An 18744-nucleotide genomic window follows, 5' to 3' on the forward strand; every position below is an offset into this window, starting at 1 on the left:
TTTAGCTTTTAAGTATCTTTTGGCTTCATGGTTTCGAAAATATTTCTCAAATCCTTTTTATAAGGCAAGTGATCTGCTCTCCCTTTTTTAAAAATATCGTTGCTATTTCCCTGCCCTTTTCTAAGCTCTTTTTGTTCTTCAAAAGGTAAGGCATGTATTTCTTTACAGTTATTAGAACAGCAATTATTCATTTCTTCTTTACAAGCGTCGCACTGTATAAAAAGTAAATGGCAAGCATCGTTTGCACAATTGGTATGCACATCTGCTGGCGCTCCACATTGGTGGCAACATGCAATAACGTCGTCGCTAATTTTTTCTGCTCTACGCTCATCAAAAACAAAATTCTTTCCTATAAACTTGTTCTCAAGTTCTTGCTCTTTAATTTGCCTAGTATATTCAATAATACCACCTTCTAACTGGTATACATTTTTAAACCCTTTATGTTTAAAGTATGCACTTGCTTTTTCGCAACGAATACCTCCTGTACAATACATTACTAGATTCTTATCTTCTTTATGAGCTTTTAAATCTTCTTCTATAATATCTAAAGATTCTCTAAAAGTATCTACATCTGGTGTTATGGCATTTTTAAAGTGACCTATTTCACTTTCGTAATGGTTTCTCATGTCTACCAAAACAGTTTTTTCGTCTTCTATAAGCTCATTAAACTTATCTGCACCAACATGTACACCTTTGTTTGTAACATCGAACGTGTCATCATTTAATCCATCTGCCACAATTTTTTTACGCACTTTTACTTTCAATTTTAAAAACGACATATTATCCTGCTCTACAGCAACATTTAATCGTATTCCTTTTAAAAAACTGATAGTATCTAAATGCGTTTTAAAAGCATTAAAATTATCGGCTGGAAGCGATAATTGACCATTAATGCCCTCTGTAGCTACGTAGGTACGCCCTAAAACATCTAAGGCATCCCAGGTAAGAAATAAGTGATCTCTAAATTCTTGAGGGTTTTCTATTTTGGCATATTGATAAAAAGAAAGTGTTAATCGATCTTTACCTGCTTCTTCGATTAACTCTGCTCTTTCTTTTGCGCTTAACTTATTGTACAGTTGCATGCTATACTTATTTTTTAAGGTTAAAGAATATTTTAAGATGCAAAAGTACTAATTTTTATAAAAACAAAATTGAAGCAAAAGCAAGAAAGCACTTAAACCAAGGCTTAAGTGCTTAATAAATAGTTTGAGTTAGTAGTTAATTTAGTAAAATTAACCGTTTTCATAGCAAAAAATTCCCACTCACTATTTTAAAGATGCGCAGTAAACAAAAAGGTTGCGTTAAAATATTTAAATTCTTTTTTTTGCTGAAGCTATTTATGTTGAAAAGTATTATTGTATCATCACAAAAGTTATAGTATTTTAGCATACAAAACTTCAGAAAAAAAAATTAAATGAGCAGCGAAAAAGAAGCTAAATTAAAAGCACTAAAACTTACATTAGACAAATTAGACAAAGCCTACGGTAAGGGGACTGTAATGAAAATGAGTGATGCCGCAATACAAGATGTAGAGGCTATTTCTTCTGGTTCGTTAGGTCTAGACATTGCATTAGGCGTTGGTGGTTATCCACGAGGCCGTGTTATTGAAATATATGGTCCGGAATCTTCTGGTAAAACAACATTAACTTTACACGCTATTGCCGAAGCACAAAAAGCTGGAGGTATTGCCGCATTTATTGATGCAGAGCATGCTTTTGATCGTTTTTATGCAGAAAAATTAGGTGTAGATATTGACAACTTAATTATCTCGCAACCAGATAATGGAGAGCAAGCACTAGAAATTGCTGATAATTTAATTCGTTCTGGCGCTATCGATATTGTTGTAGTCGACTCTGTCGCTGCCTTAACACCAAAAAGCGAGATTGAAGGCGAAATGGGAGATTCTAAAATGGGGCTTCATGCGCGTTTAATGTCTCAAGCCTTAAGAAAACTTACAGGGTCTATAAGTAAAACCAATTGTACCGTAATATTTATTAACCAATTACGTGAAAAAATTGGTGTTATGTTTGGCAACCCAGAAACAACAACTGGTGGTAATGCCTTAAAATTTTACGCTTCTGTACGTTTGGATATTAGACGTTCCACTCAAATTAAAGATAGCAATGGTAATGTTTTAGGTAACAAAACCAGAGTTAAAGTTGTTAAAAACAAAGTAGCTCCGCCATTTAAAATGGCAGAATTCGACATTATGTATGGTGAAGGCGTGTCTAAAGTAGGCGAAGTTTTAGATGTAGCTGTAGAGCATGAAGTTGTTAAAAAAGCTGGATCTTGGTTTAGTTACGAAGACACCAAACTTGGACAAGGTAGAGATGCTGTTAAGGCCATTATAAAAGATAATCCGGAATTACTTGAAGAACTCGAAGGAAAAATTAAAATTGCATTAAAAGGCAATGAAGAATAAATAAATATAAAAACAAAAAAATCCCGATTCGATCGGGATTTTTTGTTTTTATACGCAACCTTTCAAGCAAATACGCATCTTAAAATACAAAGCTTTAATCTCAAACAAAGTTGTTTTTATGAAAAGATTATTTATTTTAAGTTTTATACTTGTTTTATTTAGCGCATGTAGTACCGATGATAACTACCCTAATTATGATTTAGAAATTTTACCTGTTGAAAGTGTTGACATTCCTGATGAATTTGAATTAGGAGAAGCATACCCCATTACAATAAGCTACCTAAAACCGACTTCTTGCCACCAATTTAGCGAATTATACTATGTAAAAAGCACTAACGAGCGCACCGTAGCCATTATAGATTATGTTTTTGATGGAAACGATTGCGAAACATTAGAAAACGAGTTGGTAGAAACCACTTTTAATTTTATTGTAAATAGTAACGGTTCTTATATCTTTAAATTTTGGCAAGGCAAAAACGACCAAGACGAAGACCAATATTTAATTATAGAAGTACCAGTAGTAGAGCCAAACAACTAAACTAATTAAGTGCTAATTAATATCTGTATAATTTGAGTTTAAATCAACTCATAGAAAACTGTAAAAACAATAATACCAAGGCCCAAGGCGAATTGTACAAACTCTTTTCGAGCAAACTATTCTCTACGTGCCTAAAGTATTCGCGTAATTACGCAGAAGCAGAAGATAATTTGCAAGATGCCTTTTTAACTATATTTAACAAAATAGGACAATATAAAAACAAAGGTTCTTTTGAAGGTTGGCTAAAGCGAGTTACGGTAAATACCGTTTTACAACGCTATAGAAAAGAAAAGGTTTTTGATATTATAAATGAAAATACTATTGAAGATATTGTAGAGGTTGATATTGAAGAAGACAGCTTATCGATAGACTACCTTTTAAACATAATACAAGAATTGCCAGATAGATACCGTCTTGTTTTTAACCTGTACGTACTTGACGACTATTCGCACAAAGATATAGCAGAAATGTTAAACATAAATATAGGCACTTCAAAATCTAATTTAGCAAGAGCTAGACAGATTTTAAAGCAAACTATAGAAAATTATAAAGTGGCCCAAAGCGCCCAATCATTATAATGAGTGACAAGAAACACATAGACCGCTTGTTTCAAGAAAAGTTTAAAGACTTTGAAAAAACACCAAACGATGCTGTTTGGGCTAATATTGAAGCAAAATTAAACGAAAAGAAAAAACGTCGCGTTATACCTATATGGTGGCGTTACGCTAGCGTAGCTGCGCTTTTACTGCTTTTATTAACTGTTTCCAATTCTTTTTTTAATTACAACTCTAACTCCAGTGAGCCAACAAATACCATTGTAAACTCCACTAAAAAACCTCAGCCTGTTTTAAAAACTAAAACACCTAAAAACATAACAAAACCAACAATAAATAATACAGAAAATAAAACAACCGCTGTTGTTAGTAGCAATTTAAACACGTCTAAATTAAACAACACTCCTTCATCAGCTAAAAGTACTAGTAAAAAAGCTATAAATGGCAACTCTAAAACAACACAAACTGTTGCTAATGCTTCTGTTAAAATTAATTCAAAATCACAAAAAACGAACCGGTTAATTGCTCATCCCTATAAAGTTTCAGCTAAAATAAACCAATCTAAAAAAGAGAATAGCAATGGTATTGCAAACAATAATTTACAAAAAAAAGACCTTAAGGCTACTTTGCCTTCAAAAACTTCATATAATAAATTTAGCACTATAAATAATACAATTACAACGCCTAGCGCAACACTAGCAAAAACTAATGACACTCAAAATGTAAAAACAAAAGAGAGCTCTTTAGACCAAAACAGCTTAGAAAAAGAAAAAACAAATACTATTGAAGAGGCTATTGCAGAAAATAAAGAAAGAGCAAACAAAAAAGACGAAAGTAAATTTAACAGATGGAGCGTAACTCCAAATGCAGCGCCTGTATATTTTAATACTTTAGGAGAAGGATCATCTATTGCTAGCCAGTTTAACAATAATGGCAAATCTGGAGAGGTTAATATGAGCTATGGTATTAATGCCAGTTATGCCATTAATAAAAAACTAATTGTACGGTCTGGTATTAACCGAGTAAACCTTGGCTATAACACAAATAATGTTGCTGTTTTTGATAAAGCAAATGCTACAACCATTAACTCTTTTTCTTCTATAAAGGGAATTAGCGGAGAGGAAACTATAAATAACGATGCTACAAAGAGCAACATAGCAACATCGGTTTCTTTAGTTAGCGAAGTAAGCTTAAATGAAGCACCAGAAACTATTGCTTCTGGATCTAGCGCCAATATTAATCAATCTTTAGGTTTTATAGAAATTCCTATAGAGTTTCAATATATTGTTTTAGATAAAAAATTAGGATTAAATGTTATTGGAGGTTTTAGCTCTTTCTTTTTAAATAACAACGAGTTGTTTTCTGAAACAAACAACTCTCGAACTTTAATAGGCGAAGCTATTAACGTTAATAAAGTAAGCTATAGTGCTAATTTTGGTTTAGGATTTAATTATAAAATGACTGAAAAGTTTAATTTAAATTTTGAGCCTATGTTTAAATATCAAATTAACACTTTCGAAAATACATCTGGTAATTTTAAGCCTTATTTTATAGGTATTTATACTGGAGTTGGTTTTAAGTTTTAGGTTTTTTGGTTATAATCTAGATATTGCTTTTTGAATTTGCCGAAAAGCAATATCGAAAAAACTGCTCTTCCCCAGAGCAGTTTTTATTTTTTGTAAACCTTTAACTGATTTAAAATAACATTTCTAGACTCTGCATTTAAACTTTTTGTATCGGTTACAGTTAAACCTTTTGTTTCTATAAATTTATGCATTTTAGCTCGCATACGCCCAGGGCTTCCGCTAAAAAAAGTATACGAAAAACGTGTTTTATTATCGGCAAAAGTTAGTGGCACAATTGGTATTTGGTGGTTTATAGCAAGCCTAAAAGCGCCATCTTTAAAAGCATCTAACTCAATATGTTCTTCTGGCACACCACCTTCAGGAAAAATGCAAATACTAAGCCCCGATTTTAATCTTTTTTGCGCTCTTAAAAACACTGCTTGCCTACTTTTAGGAGAACTTCTGTCTACCAAAATACAAGTGCGTTTGTAGAAAAAACCAAAAAGCGGAATTTTTGCTAACTCTGCTTTACCAACAAATACAAACGGATTTTTAACCGCTACCAACATTAACATAATATCTGTCATAGAGGTATGGTTGGCTATAAACATATAACTCTTTCCTTTTACAGGAATTTCTTCTCTTTCGAAACGATATCTAAAGCCCATGCCTATTAAGATAATTTTAGACCAAAACCGAGCTAACCTAAAAAAATAAGGATACCAAGACTCTTTTAATATCGAAACAAAAAGAATAGGAAACATAATAATTATAGGTAAACCCATAACAATGTAAAACCATATACGATATAACAACCAAAAAAGGTATTTAAATACAATCATAACCGTAAAAATACATAATTGTATTGAGCTATTTTGTTAAAACAATTACCTTTGCTCGAAGTAAAAAACTTTAGTTTAATTTTAACGAGATTTCCACTTTCGTGGAACATGTATATGGCAAGAATACTTACAGGCATACAAAGCACAGGAACACCTCATTTAGGAAACATTTTAGGAGCAATACTTCCAGCTATAAAAATGGCAGAAGACCCTAAAAACGATTCGTATTTATTTATAGCAAACCTGCATACTTTAACTCAAATTAAAGACGCCGATTTGTTACGCCACAACACCTATTCTGTTGCAGCAACTTGGTTAGCTTTTGGTTTAGACATAGACAAAACCGTGTTTTATAGACAAAGTGATATTCCTCAAGTAACTGAATTATCTTGGTATTTAAGCTGTTTTTTTCCATATCAACGCTTAACCTTAGCGCATGGTTTTAAAGATAAAGCAGACAGGTTAGAAGATGTAAATTCTGGTTTATTTACCTACCCAATGCTTATGGCTGCCGATATTTTATTATACGACGCCAATATTATTCCTGTTGGAAAAGACCAACTACAGCACATAGAAATGACACGAGATGTAGCTTCTCGATTTCATGCTAAAATGGGAGAAACTTTTGTTTTACCTGAAGGAAAAATTCAAGAAAACATTATGCTTATTCCTGGAACTGATGGTAATAAAATGAGCAAAAGCAGAAACAATACCATTAATTTATTTTTAACAGATAAAAAGCTTAGAAAGCAAATTATGGGTATTCAAACAGATAGCACCCCGCTTGAAGAACCTAAAGATTGGAGTACTTGTAACTGTTTTGCTATTTATAGCTTGTTAGCAAATGATACGCAAATAAAAACCATGAAAGCCAATTACGAAAATGGAAATTATGGTTACGGACATGCCAAACAAGCCTTATTTGAATTAATTATAGAAAAATTTGCAACACAACGCGAACGCTATAATTATTACATGAATAACCTTGACGAATTAGATAAAGCTTTAAACCTTGGTGCAGAAAAAGCAAAACAGGTTGCTAACGATGTTTTAAAACGTGTAAGAGAAAAGGTTGGGTATTAAATTACCTCAAACAGCTTACCAGGAAGAGGCCTAACTACACCTTTAAGCTCCATTGACAATAATATACTTGCAACCTTAAAAATTGGCATACTACAATGTATGGCAATGGTATCTAAAATTTGTTTATCATTTCCTTTAAGGTAATTATAAATTACTTTTTCGGTATCGGTTAACTCTACAAACAACTGTTTTTGTACAACAGGCTTGCTTGTGCTTTCTATTTCCCAACCTAAAATATAAGGCACATCTAACGGACTAGTAAGCATATGTGCTTTTTGGAATTTTATTAAATTATTACAGCCCATACTTTGTGTATCTGTAGTTCTTCCTGGAACAGCAAAGACATCGCGATTGTAAGAGTGCGCTATATCTGCAGTTACTAAACTACCTCCTTTCTCAGCCGATTCTATAACAATAGTAGCTTCGCTTACACCTGCAATAATTCTATTTCGTCTTAAAAAGTGTTTTCTATCAAAGCCAGCAGAACTCCAAAACTCAGAAAAGAAACCTCCATTCTCATCTACTTTGCTTACATATTTTTTATGCACTTCGGGGTAAATTCTATTAAAACCATGCGCTAAACACGCCACAGTTTGTAACTTATGTTTTAATGCAGCTTTATGCGCTGTTATATCTGTGCCATAAGCAAAACCAGAAACAATTACAGGGTTATAAGGCGCCAAAGTTTCTACCAAAGCTTCACAAAAAGCAATACCCTGTGTGGTTATTTTTCTTGCACCTACAATACTTACTACATGGCTTTGCTTTAAGTTAATAGAGCCTGTTTCAAACAAAACAATAGGCCCATCAATACAATGTTTTAATTTATCTGGATAATTAGCATCTTCAAAATAGGACACCTTAATAGCATTCTTCTTTATAAACTCAAATTCTTTTTCTGCTCTTTTTAATTGATCGTCTCTTTTTAAACCACTTAAAATTACAGAACCAATACCATCTATTTTTAGTAAATTTTCGCGTTTTTCGTTTAACACAGCTTCCGGGCTTCCGCAATGAGCAATCAGTTTTTTAGCAATAGTATCGCCAATTTTGGGTGTGTTTTGTAGTGCTAGAGCGTAAATTAACTCATTTTCTGTCATGCTATCGTTTTGGTTTTGAATCTACAAGAAAAGAATTTTTAAACTGTTAATAAATACTTGAGCCTAAATTTTATAAAAAAGTATTATTTTATAACTTTGTATTTATGCAATTAGAAACCTACATAAGCGATTTATTATACAGATATGAATGTGTTACCGTTCCTGAATTTGGAGCTTTTTTAACACAAAAAACGTCAGCGACTATAAACGAAGCTACGCATGCATTCTATCCTCCTAAAAAAACAATTTCGTTTAACGAGCAAATTCGTCAAAACGATGGTTTATTAGCTCATTATATTGCCGATGTAGAGAAAATACCTTTCGAGGAGGCTGCCAACCAAGTTATAAACCGTGTTAAAAGTTTAAAATCTATTTTAACGCAAGGCGAAACTATTTCTTTTGATAATATAGGCGCATTAAAACTAAATGAAGAAGGTAACATGTTGTTTGAGCCTTCGTACCATTTAAATTACTTAACAGATGCTTTTGGGCTATCTCAATTTGTATCTCCAGAAGTAACTCGCGAAATATACAAGGAAGAAGTAGAACAAATAGAAAAAGTAATACCACTTACTGTAACGCCAGAAAAACGTAAATCTAGACCATATTTTAAATATGCAGCTGTAGCATTATTAGCATTAACAATTGGCGGTTTTGCAGCATCAAATTATTATGTAAATCAAGTTGAAACACATAATCAATTAGCACAAGAAGAAGCCACACAACAACTTGAAACAAAAATTCAAGAAGCTACTTTTGTTATAGAAAACCCGTTGCCAGCAATTACCTTTAACGTTACCAAACAAACAGGAAACTACCACATTGTTGCAGGAGCTTTTAGAGTTGAAGAAAATTGTGATAAAAAAATATCTCAATTAAAAGCCGAAGGTTTTAAGGCTAGAAAAATTGGCGCTAACAAATATGGTTTACACCAAGTAGCCTACTCTAGCCACAACGATAGACTTGAAGCTCTTAAAGCATTACGAGACATTAAAAAATCTCACAATAAAGATGCTTGGTTGTTGGTAAAGAATTTAAACAATTAAGAATTAATTCCCGTTTTTTTTACATTTTAAATCGTAAAATCATCATATCTTTGCGCCATCAATAAAAAAAGTGATGCAAGCAAAAACACCCGAACAATCTAGAACGGTTCTTACAGATATGGTTTTACCAGGTGAAACCAACCCTTTAAATAATTTATTTGGTGGCGAATTACTAGCCAGAATGGATCGCGCAGCAAGTATTGCAGCCAGACGCCATTCGCGTCGTATTGTAGTTACAGCCTCTGTAAACCATGTTGCCTTTAGTCGTGCTGTGCCTTTAGGCAGTGTTGTAACTGTAGAGGCAAAAGTATCTCGAGCTTTTAAAACTTCTATGGAGGTATTTATTGATGTTTGGATTGAAGATCGCGAATCTGGCGATAAAGCAAAAGCAAACGAAGGTATTTACACTTTTGTTGCTGTAGACGAAACAGGCAGACCTATAGCTGTGCCAGAAATACAACCAGAAACCAAACTAGAAAAAGAACGCTATGATGCTGCTTTAAGACGCAAACAATTAACCTTATTGTTGTCTGGCAAAATGAAACCAAATGAAGCAACAGAGCTTAAAGCTTTTTTTGAGTAGACAGAATAATAAGTAAATATAAAAATTAAGATTCCTGCAAATGCAGGAATTTTACATTTTATAGATCCATGATGCTGGATTTTGAGGTTGAGAATCTTTATAAACTGTAAACCTTAAAATGGTATCGCCATTTAAATGACTAGTGTACACCTCGCCAAGAGCTTGCTTTGTACTTACCTTATCTCCTTTTTTAACAAAGACCTTGGCTAAGTTAGCATAAGCGGTAATGTAATTACCGTGGCGCACCATAACAATAATATTGGCATTTTTAATTCTAACTATTTCGCTTACCTCGCCATTAAAAACAGCTCTAGCCTCCGCTCCCTTTTCGGTGGCAATACGTACACCTTTACTATTAATAATTATAGACCTGTCTATTGGAGAAGGCTGATCGCCAAAACGTACCTTTACCAAACCTTTTTCTACAGGCCAAGGTAATTTACCTTTATTAGATATAAAATTAGAAGCTAATACTTTCTCTTCGGCTGTTAAAGAAAAGCTAGATTTACTTACTGTTTTTGGTGTTCCTGCTTTTTTTCTTGAAGCTGCAATAGCTGCCTTAATAATAGCATCTATTTGCCTATCAATTTTAGCTGCTTCGCGCTGCTTCTGTTTTATTTGCGTTGCATATAAATTTAAATTTTTCTGTATAGATTTCATCAAATCGTTATGCTGTGCGCGCTCTTTTTCTAGCGATTTTTGTACCTCTTTATTTTCTGCTATAAGTTTTTCTTTATTCTCTTTTTGTTTTAAAAGGTTTGTATTAACAGCTTGTAATTCTACTGTTTTAGCCTTTATAGTTTCGCCTTGTTCCTTTTGATGGTCTGAGTATTGTTTTAAATACTGCAAGCGCTTATAAGCCTGTTTAAAACCATCAGACGATAGCAAAAACATAATTCGGCTTTGTTCGTTTTTACTTTTATAAGACTTTACAATCATAGCTGCATAATCTTCTTTTAACTGTTTTAGCTCGTCTCGTAAAACTGTAATTTGTTTTTGGTTAGCATTAATCTCTCTAGTTAACAAGTTTGCTTGTTGGTTAGTTACCTTAACCAAATTACTTAACACACCTATTTTATAATTAAAATCTTCTATTAAAGATAACTCCGATCGCTCTTTGCTTTTTCCTTGGGAGCGTAATTCTGTAATTTTCTGAATTTCTCGGCGTAGCTCTTGTCGTCTGGTTTCTAAAGCCTTTTGTTTTTGATTTTGAGATATAGCAATACCACTAAATAATAAAAATATAATTAGTGCAGATAACTGGAGTATGTTATTGTTTTTAATCACTAAAGTTTAATTTTATCAAAGCCCGAAGGTATGTTAAATGGAAATCTTAACTCGTTATTTAATGTTACCGATTTAAATTGTAAACCTATTGTGGTTTCATCGTTTCCCTCTACTGCTAAAACCTTTATTAACTCTGGTATTTTTTGCCCGCTAACTTCTTGATAAGCTTTATAATCTATTTGCAAATGTCTTAATTCTTTAATTTGAGATAATTGCTGCGAACTTATTTTATAATGTGCAGGATTTAAAAGAAAAAATATTTCGAATAATTCTCGTTGCTTTTTAGGCTGCAAAACATAATCGTTTTCGTGCATTGACAATTTATAATTCTCATCTTTTAAATTAAATAAAGCCTCGCCTAACAATAAATTCTGAACTTTTTGAAAATCTAATTCAGTTCCTAACAAATCACTTAAATACTTATAATCACCTTCAAAGTAAGTGTTATCTAATTTATTATAAAATGCCACGTTATCTGGTGTTATTTTTGCTCTAATTACCGAAAACGGAGCGCTCATCCAAAGCACCTCATCTTTTTTCATTCTGAAGGACACAGTATGTGTTTGCTCTTTTTTACCTTCGGAATATGTAATTCTTAATTTTGCTTGTAACGTTTTAAATTTTGGTGATAGCTTACTATTTTCTTTAATTAACTGCTTTGCAGATAAACCTAAATTTGCTTCGCCTTCATTTATTGTTTTTGATGATTTACAGCCAGAAACAAATAAAAAAGTAATTAAAATAAGTGCATATAAATAGTGATTATTTTTCGAAAACATATAGGGTTTTATTTTATTAATTTAGAGACTCTAGCTTTTTTGCTTTTTCACTAAACGTTTTTGCTTTTGCTGTATTGTTTAAAAGAGCATAAGCTTTACTTAGCTGCTTGTAAAAATCTATTTCCATTTTGGTATCGTCTAAAATCCAATCTAAGCCAGACTCTAAAACACTTACAGCTTCTTTTGCTTTATTTAATTGATTTAAGGCTACGCCATTTACCAAATAACACAAGGGTTGCGATGGATATTTACCAAGTGCCTCGTTACTCTTTTTCTCTGCTATAGCATAATGCTCTAAATCGATATGAAGCAGTAAAATGTATTTAATAATAGTGTAGTTTTCGCTTTCTAGTTTTGCTGCATCTTCAAAATACTTTAATGCTTTCTCTTTTTTATCTTTTTTATAGTAATACTGCCCAAGCTCTAACAGTGTTTTACCGTTATTAACATTGCTAACCATAGTTGTGGCTTCAACTAAATCTGGCTCATATTTAGGGTTGTCTTTTACAAATTGTACAAAATCTGTTAAAACCTTTTGTTTAGCTTCAGGTTTTATTTTGCTGCTTTTAACAACAATTTTCATAGACTCGATAGCTTTTTCGGCATTATTATCATCTAAATAAAATTTATACAAAGCCAGATGTACAATTTGCGAATTTGGATTAACATCTAGCAACTTCTTAGCAGTTTCGAAAGCTTCCTTTTTTTGATTATTCTCGCTATATCGAAATATTAGCGCTAAATAATTAGACTCTTTTTCTGGATTATTATCCAATCGATCTTCAAGATTTTTTATTTGATCTTTTTTTCGTCCGGTAACATTGTAAATTCTATTTCGAGTAGCATCTCTAGCATAAGACACGCCTAACTCTGCATCTAACTCGTCTAAAAGTTTTAAGGCATCGTTATATTTTTTTGTTTTAAAATATAACATGGCTAAATCTTCTTTATAGTCTGGATGAAATTCTACTAATTTCTTAACCGTTTTAATTGCTTTGTCTTGATCCTTTTGTTGTACATAAAACTCGTAAAGCGCATCTAAAAACCACTCGTTATCAGAATCTTTACTAACAGCCTCTTTAAAAGCGTCTTCTGCTGCCCCGAAATTTTTAAGCTTACTATAATTTTTACCTAATTCGAAATATAGAACAGGTACAGATTTATCTAATTCGATACATTTTAAAAGCGCTTCGACAGATCTGCCATAATTCTCTATTCCCTTTTGTTTTAAGGCTTCGTAAAACAACTCTTGAAATTCGTCTTCAAAATTACCTAAATCGTCTGTTGGTAATTTATTAAAATCTACTTGTCCATAATTTACCTGCGGAATGCATAACATTGCGAAAACAAAAATGAATAAGTAGATTTTATTTTTCATAATTAATCTTATGTTTTAAGTTTTATGCATTATTTTAAATAACCAATAGGTTTCAAATAGCATTCCAAACTTAACTTGATTAGTTAATATATTTTACTCAAGTATAGAATAATCGCCTATACTAACGCTTGTAAATTCGCCATTATATTTAGCATGATTGCCAATCATGGCATTATCTAAATTAGCATTTTTAATTGATACGTTGGTTTGTATTAAACTATTTTTAATAGTAGAATTTTCTACAACAGAATCTTTACCAATTGACACAAAAGGACCTACTGTTGTATTTTTAAGCACCACATGCTCTCCAATAAAGCAAGGCTCTATAATTGTTGAGTTTTCTAATTTTACAGTTGATGCTACAAGTTGTTCTTCGCCATCGGCCTTTAAAAAGCCTAACATACGCTGGTTGGTTTCTATGGTAATGGTTTTGTTACCACAATCCATCCACTCGTCAACAGTACCGGTTTTAAACACTTTTCCGTCTGCCATCATACGTTTAATACCATCGTTAATTTGGTATTCGCCACCATTCATAACGTTTTCGTCAAGAATTTCTTGTAGTTTTCCTTTTAAAACCGCAACATCTTTAAAGTAGTATATACCAATTACAGCTTGATCGCTAACAAAAGTTTCTGGCTTTTCAACAAGTTCTACAATCTCTTGGTTATCGTTCAATTTAACTACACCATAAGCTTCAGGGTTTTCAACTTGTTTAGTCCAAATTACGCTATCTGCAGTAGGATCTAAATCAAATTCTGCTCTAATTAAAGTATCTGCGTAAGCTATAACCGCAGGTCCAGATAAAGAAGGTTCTGCGCACATAATAGCATGACCGGTACCTAAGGGTTTATCTTGGCGGTATATAGATGCTTTGGCTCCAAGCTCTGTAGCTAAATCTTTTAAACTATTGACTACATCGTCTCCAAACCAAGCCGGATCGCCTAAAACAAAAGCAATTTCTTCTATAGGCTGTTTTAAAACTTTAGCAATATCTTTTACTAAACGGTGCACAATTGGTTGTCCTGCTACAGGAATTAAAGGTTTTGGCACTGTTAAACTGTGTGGGCGTAAGCGAGAACCACGCCCTGCCATTGGTACAATAATTTTCATTTTTTAATTGATTTTTTTATTATTTAATAGCTATTTACTTCTAATTTTATTTAGTTCCTGTACTACCAAAACCACCTTCGCCTCGGTCTGTACTAGATAACACTTCTACTTCTTCCCACTCTGCACGTTCGTGTTTTGCAATTACTAATTGCGCTACACGCTCTCCATTTTCTATAATAAAATCTTGGTTAGATAGGTTTACTAAAATAACACCTATTTCTCCTCTATAATCTGCATCTACAGTGCCTGGAGCATTTAATACGGTAATTCCCTTTTTTGCTGCCAAACCACTACGCGGACGTACTTGAGCCTCTGTTCCTATTGGTAATTCTATAAACAAACCTGTTTTTACTATAGTACGCTCTAATGGTTTTAAAGTGATTGATTCTGAGATATTTGCTCGTAAATCCATTCCTGCCGAAGCTATGGTTTCGTAGCTTGGTAAATTGTGATTGGATTTATTTATTATTTTGATATTCATTTTATTTTTTTAAAATCTGTTTAATTTGTTTTTTTTCAAACATATATACAACTCCCAAAAATACAATTAACATAGAAATTCCAACAATATAATTTTCTCTAAATTTATAAAATGATAATGCTGATAATATTATTGATAACACGAAGTATGTTCCTATTTTTTTTAAATTATAAGGTATAGGATAATATTTTCTTCCAAAATAGTACGATAATAACATCATGGTTGCATATGCCAAAAGTGTTGCAATAGCAGAACCTTTATAACCAATAACAGGAATTAACGCAAAGTTTACAACTAATGTTATTAGAGCTCCAAATATTGAAATATAAGCTCCAAACTTTGTTCTATCTGTAATTTTATACCAAACAGAAAGGTTGTGATAAATACCTAAACAAAAATTAGCCATAAGTATAAAAGGAACAATCCACATAGCTTCATAATACGCTTCACTCCTAATAATAAATGGTTTTAAAATATCTGCAAAAACAACAACCGTTAAAAGAATTATAGAACCAAAGGCAATAAAAAATTCTAAAATTAAGGCATAGTTTTTTTGAGGATTCTTTGTTTTAGAGTGACTAAAAAAATAAGGCTCTATACCTAAACGAAATGCTGTAGCAAAAAGCGTCATAAACAACGCTAACTTATAACATGCAGAATACATTCCTATTTGATTATCTGCAATATTAGCAGGCAACAATTCTTTTAAAAGAATTCTATCAAAAGTTTCGTTTATAGAAAAAGCAATACCTGCAATTAATACAGGCATGGCATATTTCATCATTTTTCTCCATAAAACAACATCTAACTGAAATTTAATTTTTGTGTAAAATGGTAATAATAAAAGTAATGTAAATCCACTTGCTATTACATTAGAAATTAAAATATAACTTATATTAAAATCTAATTTATAAATACCCTCAAAAAAAGAATTATTTGCTGCAAAATCTTTTAAATACAGCAAGAAAAAAACATTTAAGCTTAAGTTAATAGCTACATTTAAAATTTTTAGAACAGCATATTTCATTGGTTTAGACACCGCTCTTAACCATGCAAAAGGAATAATAACCAAAGCATCTAATAAGAGAATAATAAAAACGAAGTTTAAATAATTTAATTCTACATTTATTAATTCTGATATTTGGTTTCGGAAAAGAAAAGCAACTCCTAATAAAGCTAAAGAACTTATTATTAAAGATAATGAAGAGGTGCTTATAACACTCGCTTGATTTTCTTCTTTATTAAAAAATCTAAAAAATGCTGTTTCCATTCCATAAGCTAAAACAACATTAAACAGAACAAAATAGGCAAAAACAAAAGATACAACACCATATTCTGCAACTGTAAGCACCTCTGGACTTGTATATAAAGGTACTAGAATAAAGCTTAACATTCTAGGCAGAACGGTAGCTAATCCATAAATAAATGTTTGCTTAAATAATGTTTTGAATCCGCCCAATTATAGGATATTTATATGGGTAAAAATACGTTTTTAGCTAACGCAAACCAAAGATATATTATTGCAAACTATACTACAACCATGTAGCAAAATAGCTACTTAACTTTTAGCTTTGTTTTAATCCAATTTTATGGCCCCAAAAGGCATAATATAAAATAATAATGTAGCAAGGTAACAGAATCCAATATCCAAAAGAAGCAGCTTCGGCCATTGCAGTAACCTCATTTATACCATCGGCTGTTAATTGTTCTTTTTTGTTATCTACTATAGCGCCATACAAAGGCGGAATGATAGCACCACCAGAAATAGCCATAATTAATAATGCCGATGCTGTTTTAGTAAACTCACCTAAACCTGTTAAGGCTAAAGGCCAAACCGCAGGCCAAACCAAAGCATTAGCTATACCTAATGCAGCTACAAATAATACAGATGTAAATCCGTTAGTAAAAACTATACAAAACGACAATACCACACCTAATATAGCGCTTGCTTTTAAAGCAAATGCCTGACTAATGTACTTAGGAATTAAAAATACACCTAGAGCGTAAGTAACTACCATAGCCATTAAGGTAAATAATGTAAAAAACTTAGCCTGATCTGCTGGAATATCTAAAGAAATACCATAAGCTATAATGGTATCTCCAGCAACAACCTCTACACCCACATAAACAAACAACGCTAATACACCTAGCCACAAATGTGGAAATTGAAAAACACTAGACTTTGCCTTGCCTCCAGAAACCGAGGCCTCAATAGGTTGTGCTTCTACATTTGGCAAAGGTGCTTTTCTAATTAAAATACCTAAAGTAAACAAAACTATGGCCATAATAATATATGGAGACACCACACTATCTGCCATTGTGTTTAATAAACTTGATTTTTCTGCAGCATCTATCACCGCTAGTTTTTCTTTAATTTCGTCTATTCCTGTTAATAAAAGTGCACCAAATATTACAGACCCTAAGGCTCCCGCAATTTTATTTGCAATTCCCATAATTGCAATACGTTTTGCTGCACTTTCTATTGGACCTAAAATAGTAATATAAGGATTTGATGCTGTTTGTAACAAAGTCATGCCCGCACCTTGAATAAAAATAGCGGTTAAAAACATCCAATAAGTTCTTGCATTTGCAGCAGGAATAAAAACCAAAGCACCTATTCCCATTATAATTAACCCTAAAGACATTCCTTTTTTATAACCAATTTTATTAATTATTGAAGATGCTGGCAAAGCCATAACAACAAACGAAATATAGGATGCAGATGCTACTAAGTAAGACTGCGTTTCGGTTAATTCGTTAATGGTTTTCATAAATGGAATTAATGCTCCGTTAATCCAAGTTACAAATCCGAAAATGAAAAATAAACCAGCTATAATTAATATTGGAATAAATGTTTTATTTTTTGAAGCCATTATTTAAGTTTTAGATGTGTTTATTTAAAGCATTTTTAAAAAAGTAAAATAACTTGCTTTATAAAAAAACTTGTTAAGATTTAACAATTTTAATGATATAAACATTAACTATCAATAAAATCGATTATTATTTGCTTCTTTAAAAAGACCTAAAAGATACTTTATTCTTCACCAACCATGTAACCCGCCCACATAAAAAGAATCAAATTATTAATAATCAGCAAATTACAAGCAACATAACTTCATTAAAAATCATTTGTTGCTGTTATTTAGACATTTGTTTTTGCTTTTTATATTTAAAAAACAGAAGTTTGTTATCCAACTAACTAAATAAATGACAAATAAATCTTTCACTTCTACTCTAGAAGCACGCACCTATTTTATTATTTTCTTAAAAAATCTCTGAAAAAAATTATTGATTAACGAAACCGACGTCTAATAAATAATTTTTTAAGATTTGAAGATTTTTAATAAAAACATAGAACCAAACTCACTAATTCCTCTTTTAAGGAAGGGCGATACTGTGGCCTACGAAACTCTTTTTCGTTTGTATTATGATAAGTTGTACCATATTGCAAAGGGTTATTTAGATAGCACACAAGACGCAGAAGGCATTGTTCAAAATGTATTCTTAAAGGTTTGGGAGCAAAAAAGGAACTTAGAAAAAATAAATAACATTAACAATTATTTATATACCATGACCAAGCATGCATGCCTGGATCATTTAAAACATTTAAAAATAAAAAACTCTTTCTCTAAAAACTACTACGAAGAAAAAATAGCCATTCAATATCAGTTTATAAAAGACGAAACCTCATCGTCTCTATTAGAAAAGGAATTAGAGCAAAAAATACTTGAAGCTATTGAAAGGCTACCTAAAAAATGCCAAAATATTTTTATAAAAAGTAGATTTGAAGGCATGAAGCATGCTGAAATTGCAGAAAATTTAAAAATCTCTAAAAAAACCGTTGACAACCACATTTACAACGCGTTACAACACATGAAGCTACATTTAAAAGAGTATATTACACCTACAATTACATTTTTTTTAACTTTTTTTTAGGTACAAACATATTTTGAGTCGTCTATATAGTATAACA

18 protein-coding genes are annotated in these 18744 nt (G+C 31.9%); 8 read left to right on the top strand and 10 right to left on the bottom strand.

The window, feature by feature from the left end:
- Nucleotides 1–8: 8 nt before the first annotated feature.
- A complete protein-coding gene (gene trhO / locus ABD715_RS09045; protein WP_344787848.1) occupies nt 9–1082 on the bottom strand; it encodes an oxygen-dependent tRNA uridine(34) hydroxylase TrhO in 1074 nt (357 codons plus the stop codon).
- Nucleotides 1083–1414: 332 nt separating this feature from the next.
- On the opposite strand from trhO, the gene recA reads away from it, so the two are divergent.
- The 4 genes from recA (at nt 1415) to ABD715_RS09065 (ending at nt 5100) form a co-directional block, all read left to right on the top strand.
- Nucleotides 1415–2422 carry a recombinase RecA gene (gene recA, locus ABD715_RS09050; protein ID WP_344787849.1) on the top strand — a complete coding sequence of 336 codons (1008 nt, stop codon included), beginning with the start codon at nt 1415–1417 and terminating at the stop codon, nt 2420–2422.
- A gap of 118 nt (nt 2423–2540) precedes the next feature.
- Complete coding sequence (locus ABD715_RS09055) at nt 2541–2960, top strand: hypothetical protein (protein WP_344787850.1); 420 nt, start codon at nt 2541–2543, stop codon at nt 2958–2960.
- A gap of 32 nt (nt 2961–2992) precedes the next feature.
- Nucleotides 2993–3538, top strand: a complete 546-nt coding sequence (locus ABD715_RS09060; protein WP_344787851.1) for an RNA polymerase sigma factor — start codon at nt 2993–2995, stop codon at nt 3536–3538.
- Nucleotides 3538–5100: a hypothetical protein gene (locus tag ABD715_RS09065; RefSeq protein ID WP_344787853.1), complete on the top strand. Its 1563-nt coding sequence runs from the start codon at nt 3538–3540 to the stop codon at nt 5098–5100. The genes ABD715_RS09060 and ABD715_RS09065 overlap by 1 nt, the downstream gene beginning before the upstream one ends.
- Before the next feature lie 83 nt (nt 5101–5183).
- Here ABD715_RS09065 and ABD715_RS09070 read toward each other — a convergent pair whose 3' ends face one another.
- Nucleotides 5184–5921: a lysophospholipid acyltransferase family protein gene (locus ABD715_RS09070; RefSeq protein ID WP_344787855.1), complete on the bottom strand. Its 738-nt coding sequence runs from the start codon at nt 5919–5921 to the stop codon at nt 5184–5186.
- A 114-nt stretch (nt 5922–6035) separates the two neighbouring features.
- On the opposite strand from ABD715_RS09070, the gene trpS reads away from it, so the two are divergent.
- Nucleotides 6036–7004, top strand: coding sequence for a tryptophan--tRNA ligase (gene trpS, locus ABD715_RS09075; RefSeq protein ID WP_344787857.1), 969 nt, complete (start codon nt 6036–6038; stop codon nt 7002–7004).
- On the opposite strand, the gene dprA is transcribed toward trpS, so the two are convergent.
- Complete coding sequence (dprA, locus tag ABD715_RS09080; RefSeq protein ID WP_344787858.1) at nt 7001–8104, bottom strand: DNA-processing protein DprA; 1104 nt, start codon at nt 8102–8104, stop codon at nt 7001–7003. The two genes, trpS and dprA, sit on opposite strands and share 4 nt — an antisense overlap.
- A 104-nt stretch (nt 8105–8208) precedes the next feature.
- On the opposite strand from dprA, the gene ABD715_RS09085 reads away from it, so the two are divergent.
- Both ABD715_RS09085 and ABD715_RS09090 read left to right on the top strand, forming a co-directional pair.
- Nucleotides 8209–9150: an HU domain-containing protein gene (locus ABD715_RS09085; protein WP_344787859.1), complete on the top strand. Its 942-nt coding sequence runs from the start codon at nt 8209–8211 to the stop codon at nt 9148–9150.
- Nucleotides 9151–9223: 73 nt separating this feature from the next.
- Nucleotides 9224–9733 (top strand): acyl-CoA thioesterase, encoded by a 510-nt coding sequence (locus ABD715_RS09090; RefSeq protein ID WP_344787904.1) that lies wholly within the window; start codon nt 9224–9226, stop codon nt 9731–9733.
- Nucleotides 9734–9784: 51 nt separating this feature from the next.
- Here ABD715_RS09090 and ABD715_RS09095 read toward each other — a convergent pair whose 3' ends face one another.
- The 7 genes from ABD715_RS09095 to ABD715_RS09125 form a co-directional block, all read right to left on the bottom strand.
- A complete protein-coding gene (locus tag ABD715_RS09095) occupies nt 9785–11020 on the bottom strand; it encodes a murein hydrolase activator EnvC family protein (RefSeq protein ID WP_344787861.1) in 1236 nt (411 codons plus the stop codon).
- The gene (lolB1, locus tag ABD715_RS09100; RefSeq protein ID WP_344787862.1) at nt 11020–11799 is read right to left on the bottom strand and encodes a lipoprotein insertase outer membrane protein LolB1; all 780 of its coding nucleotides are present in this window, start codon (nt 11797–11799) and stop codon (nt 11020–11022) included. Before lolB1 ends, ABD715_RS09095 begins: the two co-directional genes overlap by 1 nt.
- A gap of 16 nt (nt 11800–11815) precedes the next feature.
- Nucleotides 11816–13177 (bottom strand): tetratricopeptide repeat protein, encoded by a 1362-nt coding sequence (locus ABD715_RS09105; RefSeq protein ID WP_344787863.1) that lies wholly within the window; start codon nt 13175–13177, stop codon nt 11816–11818.
- A gap of 93 nt (nt 13178–13270) precedes the next feature.
- Nucleotides 13271–14290, bottom strand: coding sequence for a sugar phosphate nucleotidyltransferase (locus tag ABD715_RS09110; protein ID WP_344787864.1), 1020 nt, complete (start codon nt 14288–14290; stop codon nt 13271–13273).
- 46 nt (nt 14291–14336) lie between these two features.
- Nucleotides 14337–14771 (bottom strand): dUTP diphosphatase, encoded by a 435-nt coding sequence (gene dut / locus ABD715_RS09115; RefSeq protein WP_344787865.1) that lies wholly within the window; start codon nt 14769–14771, stop codon nt 14337–14339.
- A 1-nt stretch (nt 14772) separates the two neighbouring features.
- Nucleotides 14773–16230: an oligosaccharide flippase family protein gene (locus ABD715_RS09120; RefSeq protein ID WP_344787866.1), complete on the bottom strand. Its 1458-nt coding sequence runs from the start codon at nt 16228–16230 to the stop codon at nt 14773–14775.
- A 106-nt stretch (nt 16231–16336) separates the two neighbouring features.
- The gene (locus ABD715_RS09125; protein ID WP_344787867.1) at nt 16337–17644 is read right to left on the bottom strand and encodes a sugar MFS transporter; all 1308 of its coding nucleotides are present in this window, start codon (nt 17642–17644) and stop codon (nt 16337–16339) included.
- A 457-nt stretch (nt 17645–18101) separates the two neighbouring features.
- On the opposite strand from ABD715_RS09125, the gene ABD715_RS09130 reads away from it, so the two are divergent.
- Entirely contained in the window at nt 18102–18707 is a 606-nt protein-coding gene (locus ABD715_RS09130) for an RNA polymerase sigma-70 factor (RefSeq protein WP_344787868.1), read from the top strand.
- The last annotated feature ends 37 nt before the right edge of the window (nt 18708–18744 follow it).

This window comes from Postechiella marina, from assembly GCF_039538365.1.
In the GTDB taxonomy this organism is placed as follows: Bacteria; Bacteroidota; Bacteroidia; order Flavobacteriales; family Flavobacteriaceae; genus Postechiella; species Postechiella marina.